Source organism: Streptomyces sp. M2CJ-2 (genome assembly GCF_016757295.1).
GTDB lineage: Bacteria > Actinomycetota > Actinomycetes > Streptomycetales > Streptomycetaceae > Streptomyces.
Map to the genome: position 1 here is coordinate 1 of NZ_JAESIF010000139.1, position 7,126 is coordinate 7,126.

Consider the following 7,126-nt stretch of genomic DNA (forward strand, 5'->3'; position numbering starts at 1 on the left):
GTGTTCTACCAGCTCGGCCGCCCTCGCCGGATGCGGGCATCGGAACCGAGATCACGACCCCGAACAGGCCCTAGATGATCAACCGGCCACCCCCGTTCGCTCGCAGGATGCTGCGGTGCTCGTTGCGGCCTGCCTCGGACTGTTCACGGTGTTCGTCCAAACCACCCAGACAATCGGCACGCTGAGTGCCGTACAAGACGACCTGCGCATCGCCACCGCCGACCTGGTGTGGATTCCGAGCATTTACACCCTCGTCGTGGCCACCTTCGTGTTGGGCGCGGGAGCACTGGCCGACAGGCACGGCCGACGGCGAGTTTTCCTGGCCGGCGTTGTCGCGATGGCCGGCGGTGGACTTGTCCTGGTAGTCGCCGACAGCCTTTCGACCGTGCTGGTCGGACAGGCAGTCGCCGGGCTCGGCGGCGCGCTGATCACGCCGAGCTCGCTGGCCCTGATCACTCACCAGTTTGCCGACCCGAAGCGCCGTGCAGGCGCCATCTCGGCATGGGCCGCCGCCTCCGGACTCGGGTTGGCGATCGGACCGATCATCGCCGGCCTGGCCCTTCGGTCCTGGTCCTGGCATGCCGCGTTCTGGTTCAATCCATTCGTTGCCGCGCTGGCCGGGGTCGTGGCACTCGCGTTCGTCGCGGAGTCACGCGCACCCGGCCATCGCCTCGACCCGTCAGGCCTGTCGCTTGGTGCCGTAGGAATGGGCGCGCTGATCTACTCCTTGATCGAGGGCGGCAACAACGGCTTCGGCGGGGGCCGCTCGCTCATCACCGCGTTGGCCGCGCTGGTCGCCCTCGGGTTGTTCGTCCTGGTCGAGCTGCGCCACCGCGAGCCGATGCTCGACCTGAGGCTCATGCGCGACCCTACGTACAGCGCTTCGCTACTGCTGGCCGCAACCGTGCTGTTCGGCTTCGTCGGTGTCTCCCTGCTCCAGGTGTTGTGGATGCAGCGCGTCGGCGGGCTGACCGCGCTGCAAGTCGGCGTCGAGTTGCTCGCCGAGTTCGGGACCTTCATCGCTGGGTCGATACTCGCCGGAATTCTCGTGCGTCGGCTCGGTCCGCGTCCGTTGGTCATCGGCGGGCTGCTGCTCGCCGCGGCCGGCGCCGCACTCTTTGCCGACGTCAGCCCGGCCGACACCTTCACCGACTACGCCCCCGCGCTCGTGGTGTTCGGGCTCGGCTGTGGTCTCGCGAACGCCCCGTCCACGGTCCTCGCGACCGGGCACGTGCCAGCCGGTAAGGAGGGGATGGCGGCCGGCACCGTCAACGCAGCCCGCCAAGTCGGCGCGGTCCTCGGCACCAGCATCCTCGGCACGCTCATGACGACCCGTTTCGAGGATCGGCTCGCCACCGCTCCCCGTATGTCTCCGCAAGCTGCCACCGGTGTCGCTTTCACCGACGCAGTCACCCACGCTGTCGCCATCGGCGCAGTCGTGCTCCTGACCGGCGCGCTGCTGGCCCTGGGACTGTTCACCGTGGCCCAGCATCGAGCCTCCCGCCGCCCTTCCGGCATCACAAGCCTCGACCGGGCGTTGTCAGGTTGAGCGAGTACTTGGGGATGCGCGCGGTTTCGGGACGGGGCTGGCCGTGATGGTGACGGTGATTCAGGTTGCGGCGGGTCGGTCTGTGGTTCCGGTGGTCTGGTCCCAGGTGGCGAAGCGGGTGATCATCTCGGTGCGGTATTCGGGTGCGGTCATGAGGTGGCGGCGGGGCCGGAAGTGGGGTGAGATGCCGCTGAACGCGGCCAGGAACCGCTGTGTGGCACCCATCGAGCGCAAGTCTTTCATGGCGCGCTCGCGCTGCCGGGTGGGCTGGTGACTGTTCTCGGCCCGGTTGTTCAGGCCCTCGGGACAGCGGTGCCCGACCGAGGGCCTCACCTCGCGGTGGGCCGCTCCGAGGCAAACAGAGACGCTGCAGTACGATTCCCGTTCGCTTGACCGTACGGCTCTGGGGGACGGGTCTTGAGCGCCCAACTGAGAGAAACCGCGACGCAGTTGGCAGACATGCTCTGGCGTCGGCACACCGTGTACCGGGACCGGGCCGGGGGTGTGGTCATCCGGGGAGAGCATGTGCAGCGCTGGATCAGTCTGGCCCCCTCGGGCCGCAGGGACGAGATCCTGCTCCGGGCGGGCCGGATCCTCGACGGCGGCACCACCGCTCCGGCGCGTTCGGAGACGCTCGTACCGCTCGGTGCCGGCACCGGCGAGCTCGCCGCGGCCTGCCGCCGCCTGCTCGCCGAGACCGCCGCCGACGCCGCCCCGCCCGCCCCGGCGGCTCCCGGCCAAACCCGGCGGTCCGGGAAGCCGCAACGGCCCGGGCGTAAGGGGAGACGGATGAGCCTGGTCTCCTGGATGGTCCTCGCCTGTGTGGTCGGCGTCGTCGCCCTGTACGCCTACAGCACGGCGACGACCGGCACGCGCTGAGGAAAGCCCGCAGACCCAGGGGTCCAGCCGCCTCGCCCGGGAACACTCCGCCCACGAGACGCCCGGCCGGCTGGGCTGCCGGCACAGTGCGATGTGTCGGCTTCGTGTCAGTGAAGTGGCCGACAGTCGCCGTCGGCCGTCTTCCCGCTGGCCGCGGTGGGGGCGAGTGGCTGTCCGCCGCTGACACCGGTACCGAATTCCACTGTCATGAGGCGATAGCCCCCAGGTGGTCTGCCGGCATGAAGCCGAGAGGTCGCAGCCAGGCACTCGATGACCTGCCAGAGACTCCAGCGATGCGCATGGTCGGGATCGGCCTGGCAGACGAAGGGCGCACTGGTAGCCGGCCGGCCCGGCCCGCGACTGACCAACTGCGCGGACGACAAAGACCAGTTGATAAGACTGCCGACTCCCGGAATTCATCTCTGTGGCACACAGTGGCGAGGATCTTCGCACCGACTGCTCGACCACGGAGGCACACCCATGAGACCGACCCGCGCTGCTCTGCTCGTCGTGGCCACCGCCCTGACGCCGGCCCTCCTGTTCACCACCCCGGCGTTCGCCACCGGCTCGACGGCCACGTCGACGACTGTGACGGCCACGTCCGAGACGCCGGTGGACGAGATGTCGGAGGAGGAGCTCCGGATCGCGATCCTGCGCATCCTGGCGGACGAGGACAGCGGCATGGCGGTCGTCCGGGAGGCCAACAGGGCCCTCGATGACGGCAGTCCGGAGGCCCTGCGTGCCTTCCTGGAGACCGGCTACCGCCTCGCCCAGGCCGAGGACGACCGCGTCGCCATCTTCCGCATCCTGCACCTGGCGAACCAGAACGGTGACAAGGCGGTCATCCGGGAAGTCAACAAGGTTCTCGATGACGGGAGTCCGGAGGCCCTGCGTGCCTTCCTGGAGACCGGCTACCGCCTTGCCCAGGCCGAGGACGACCGCGTCGCCATCTTCCGCATCCTGGCCGACCTGACTATCAGCGACGCCCTCCGTGCGGCTGCCGAGGAGGCCATCGACGGTACGCCGGAGGAGCTGCGGTACTTCCTGGAGGTCGGGCAGTACGAGGTGGACGGCTAAGCGGCTTGCCTGAAGTTCTGCGCGTAATGCCTCGGCAGCCAGGGCGAGGCCCAGGGTGCGGCGGTGGTCAGCATCTGGGTGGGTGAGCGCTGCCGGAAGAAGGCGTGGACCTGGCGCAGGCGGCCGGGCCAGGTGACGGCGGTGTTGGCGAGGTGGGCCTTCAGTGCGGCCCAGATGCGCTCGACCGGGTTGTCGTGCGGGCTGTAGCGGGCGCCGAACAGCAGGCGCAGGCGGGGGTGGTCGGCCAGGTAGGTGGTCACCGCCTTCGCGTGGTGGATGCTGTCGTTGTCGCAGAGCACCGCGACGGCCGGGGCGTCGGGGTAGGCGGTCAGCAGCAGCTGAAGGAAGGCGATGAACGCGGCGGTATTGCGGCGGGAGAGGGTGTAGAGCCAGGCGCCGGTGGTCATTTCCAGGGCGCCGAAGACGGTGGTCTGCCGGTTCTTTCCCGGGGTGGCCACCTGCTGCCGCGTGCCGCGCGGGATCCAGCTCGCCCGGATGTGCGGCAGCAGGTGCAGGTGGGTCTCGTCCTCGGCCAGGACCGCCGACCCGGGCGGCAGGGCCCGCAGTTGCCGGCGCACGGCGGCCAGGGTGCGCCGCCGGTTCGGGTCGCCCCTGGCCGTCAGGCGGGGGCGGCGCCAGGCGGCCTGCTCGCGAGTGCGCCGGTGGACGGTGCGCGAGCTGATCTTCGGCCGGCCCAGGCGGTGGTGGATCCGGCGGATCGTCCACGGGCCGGGGCGGGTCAGCAGCCGTCTGATGCGCTCGCCCAGCCTCGGCCCGCCGAGCCGGGGCCGCCCCGGCCGGGGGCGGTCGGCCAGGCCCGGGGCGCCGTCGGTGTTGTAGCGGTGGATCCAGCGGCGCACCGTGGCCGGGTGGCAGCCGAGCAGCTCGCCGATCTCGTCCGCGGTCAGGCCGGCCCCGGACAGCAGCACCATCACGACGCGGGCGGCCTCCCGCCAGCGGTGATGCAGCAGGTGGTACAGATACTGGTACGCCGGACCGGAAGGGTTGGCGAACACGGATGCCGGACGCATACTGACCTTGACCTCGTCGGGTTTGCCACGTTTTGGTCAACGTCGATGCAACACCCGGCGAGGTTTTCGTGCCATCGGGGCCATCGCGCTCGGCCGACGCCGCCGCCCCAGATTCCACGCAGAACTTCAGGTCATCCGCTTAGATCCGCAACCGCGCCGGAAAGGCCATCCCAGCGCCGGCCCCAACGGGTCGGCGCTCCGGCGGTGGGGAACAAAGAGAGCTGAAGCTTCCCCAGCCGTACGCCTTCGCGTTGTACAGGAGACTGGCGCCCGAGGAATCGAGTGAAGATCGACCAACTTCGAATCTGCAGGTCACCGGGGCTGGTGTGAGTCGGCGTTCTTGCACTCGTACTGGTCGTGGGCGGTTGCCTGCTCCCAAGATCGTCTGTCAGGGGGCGACTTCGGTGCGGGTCAGCACGAGTAGCGCCCGCAGCAGCGTGGTCGCGTAGCGGGGCGACAGCCGCAGCTTGGCGAGAATGCGCCAGTTCTTCAGGTGCGCGAAGGCGTGTTCGCAGACCGCGCGGACGGACGCGATCAGCTTGTTGACCTGCTTCTTCGCCGAGGTGAGGGGCTTGGTGCGGGCGGCCTTGTAACCGGTGATGACCACCGGGTTGTCCGGGTCGTCGTCCAGGCCGGTGAAGCCGAGGTCGCCGATGGCGCCCAACTCGTGGGCGCGCAGGCGCTCGACGAGCTTGTTGTAGCGGGCGGTGGTGATCTCCGAGGAGCGTCCCGGGCGGGCCGCGGAGATCCACAGGAGCCGGCCCCGGTCGTCGGTGAGCGCGAGGAACAGCAGGCCGTGAGCCTTGTGTTTTCCGCTGTAGTTGCGGCGGTTGTCCGTTCCGGTGCGGCGCCGGGTGCGGATCAGAGTGCCGTCGATCAGGACGACGTGGCCACCCTTTCGGGTGACCTTCTTCAATGCGCGGTCCAGGCGCTCGGCCCGCGTGGCGAGCAGTTCGATCATCTCCATCACCCAGCGGCGCACCGTGGTCGCGGAGATGTTGTTGCCGCCCGCCATGTCGGCAAGCCGCTGGTCATGGCGCAGGACGGCGAGGACGATCGTGGCGATCCGTCCGGGCGGCAGCTTGCGCCACCTGGAGTGGATCTTCTTCAAGTGTCCGCGCAGCAGGTCGCCGAGGAAGGCCAGGGTGGCCGTGGACAGGGTGAGGCTCGACTGGTAGACAACCGTCTCAGTGCCCCTGGCGGAGCTGGTCTTGTTTCGCATACGACATCAACTGCCGCCGGGGGCACGGACGTTACGGCCAGGACGCAGGCCGTCGCGCCCGCCCGTGTTCACAGTGTGGTGGTGAACTTCCCGTCCGCGAGCTTGCGCAGCCAGCCCCGCTCGGCCAGCCGGTTCAGCTTCGCGCGCATCGCCTCCGAACGGGCCGGCTCCAAGGAGATCACCAGCTCACCGCAGACCTGCTTCACCATGACCGGTCCGTCGGCCCGCCGCACCACGCCCATGATCCGCTGGTAGTCAGCGGGCAGGACCGTCTCGTCCATGCCCCGCTCGCATTGCGGCACCGCCAGTACCGCACGGCCCGCGACCTGCCCGGCGGGCGGCGTCACGGGCCGCTCGGCTTCGGCGCGCGCCTGCTCGGCCAGCCGACGCGCGACTCGTTCGGCGACAGCGAGTTCCTCCAGCTCGTCACGGACCTCCCGCAACTGCTGGCTCAACTTCTCTGCCTGCAACTCCAGTTCGGCCCTGCGGACCGTGATCAGCTCACGAAGGTCCGCTTCCGCGTCCTGAGCCACCTTGATGTACCTCCCGCCCGGATCGTACGGATATCCGCCTCACACGCGCCGGAGAATCCACAGATTCGTCATCGCCGAAACGGCAGACGATCTTGAGGTCCGACAAGCACCCTCGACCAGCACGAGCACACGATCAACGACTCACACCAGCCCCGTGACCAGTGACTTCAAGATGGTGGATCTTCAGTGAGGTTGGGGTGTGTCAACTCAACAACCAAGATCAGCCGTTAAGTTGGCTCTGCCCACATTCGGTGGTGACGCTTTGTGGCCATGGTTGCTGACGGTGGAGTACGCAGGTCGGAGGGGTGCTCGCGGTTGCCAGGCGGGACTCTCGTCTCCGGACGCAGCCGTCGTCCTCTCCATGAGCTGCGAGATCCGGGCCCAGACGAACGTGACGCTCGGTTACCACCGAATGTGGGCCAGAGCCGTTAAGTTGACACACCCCAGCGGCGTCCCGGAGCCTCATGTCGGCCGGGTGGGTTTCCCCCGGTGAGACCGTTGCCGGACTCAGGCTGTGGAGGGGGCAAGCGCTGCGGCCAGTTCCCTGAGGGCCAGGTCGACGTCGGAGTCGGAGGTCCGCCAGTTGCTGAAGGCGGCGCGGATGCATGGGACCCCGTGCAGAACCGAGGGCGTCATGAATACCTTTCCACGGTCGTTAAGGTCGGCCAGGACCAGGGCCGGATCTCGGTCCGTGGTGAAGCAGGCGACGTTGAGCTGGACGGGTGCCAGCAGCCAAGCACCCTCGAGGCGATCGATGCCTGTACCGAAGCGTCGAGCGTTGTCGATGTTGTTGCTGACGATCTGCTGCAGGCCTTGTGCCCCATACGCTGCGATG

General features: G+C 68.8%; 6 protein-coding genes and 2 pseudogenes. 3 read left to right on the forward strand and 5 right to left on the reverse strand.

The window, feature by feature from the left end; all coding sequences use genetic code 11:
- Window positions 1-1,549 (forward strand): MFS transporter (locus tag JL475_RS37505; RefSeq protein WP_237409389.1); only part of this gene is annotated, 1,549 nt, incomplete at its 5' end.
- Window positions 1,550-1,609: 60 nt separating this feature from the next.
- Here the strand turns inward: JL475_RS37505 and JL475_RS37510 are convergent.
- A pseudogene (locus JL475_RS37510) lies at window positions 1,610-1,900 on the reverse strand (IS6 family transposase); the annotation flags it as partial.
- A 108-nt stretch (window positions 1,901-2,008) separates the two neighbouring features.
- Here JL475_RS37510 and JL475_RS37515 point away from each other — a divergent pair.
- The gene (locus tag JL475_RS37515; protein ID WP_202282694.1) at window positions 2,009-2,428 is read left to right on the forward strand and encodes a hypothetical protein; all 420 of its coding nucleotides are present in this window, start codon (window positions 2,009-2,011) and stop codon (window positions 2,426-2,428) included.
- A gap of 480 nt (window positions 2,429-2,908) precedes the next feature.
- On the forward strand, window positions 2,909-3,505 hold the full coding sequence (locus JL475_RS37520; RefSeq protein WP_202282690.1) for an ALF repeat-containing protein: 597 nt from the start codon (window positions 2,909-2,911) through the stop codon (window positions 3,503-3,505).
- On the opposite strand, the gene JL475_RS37525 is transcribed toward JL475_RS37520, so the two are convergent.
- The 4 genes and pseudogenes from JL475_RS37525 to JL475_RS37540 all read right to left on the reverse strand — a co-directional run.
- Entirely contained in the window at window positions 3,502-4,536 is a 1,035-nt protein-coding gene (locus tag JL475_RS37525) for an IS630 family transposase (RefSeq protein ID WP_202282691.1), read from the reverse strand. The genes JL475_RS37520 and JL475_RS37525 overlap by 4 nt on opposite strands.
- A 388-nt stretch (window positions 4,537-4,924) precedes the next feature.
- Window positions 4,925-5,758, reverse strand: a complete 834-nt coding sequence (locus tag JL475_RS37530; protein ID WP_202282692.1) for a transposase family protein — start codon at window positions 5,756-5,758, stop codon at window positions 4,925-4,927.
- A gap of 68 nt (window positions 5,759-5,826) precedes the next feature.
- Window positions 5,827-6,291, reverse strand: coding sequence for a hypothetical protein (locus JL475_RS37535; RefSeq protein ID WP_202282693.1), 465 nt, complete (start codon window positions 6,289-6,291; stop codon window positions 5,827-5,829).
- A 507-nt stretch (window positions 6,292-6,798) separates the two neighbouring features.
- A pseudogene (locus tag JL475_RS37540) lies at window positions 6,799-7,126 on the reverse strand (aspartate aminotransferase family protein); the annotation flags it as partial.

Bases quoted from the DNA above. Each gene is read 5' to 3' on its own strand.
- JL475_RS37515 (WP_202282694.1), top strand. From the start codon at position 2,009: ATGCTCTGGCGTCGGCACACCGTGTACCGGGACCGGGCCGGGGGTGTG.
- JL475_RS37520 (WP_202282690.1), top strand. From the start codon at position 2,909: ATGAGACCGACCCGCGCTGCTCTGCTCGTCGTGGCCACCGCCCTGACG.
- JL475_RS37525 (WP_202282691.1), bottom strand. From the start codon at position 4,536: ATGCGTCCGGCATCCGTGTTCGCCAACCCTTCCGGTCCGGCGTACCAG.
- JL475_RS37530 (WP_202282692.1), bottom strand. From the start codon at position 5,758: ATGCGAAACAAGACCAGCTCCGCCAGGGGCACTGAGACGGTTGTCTAC.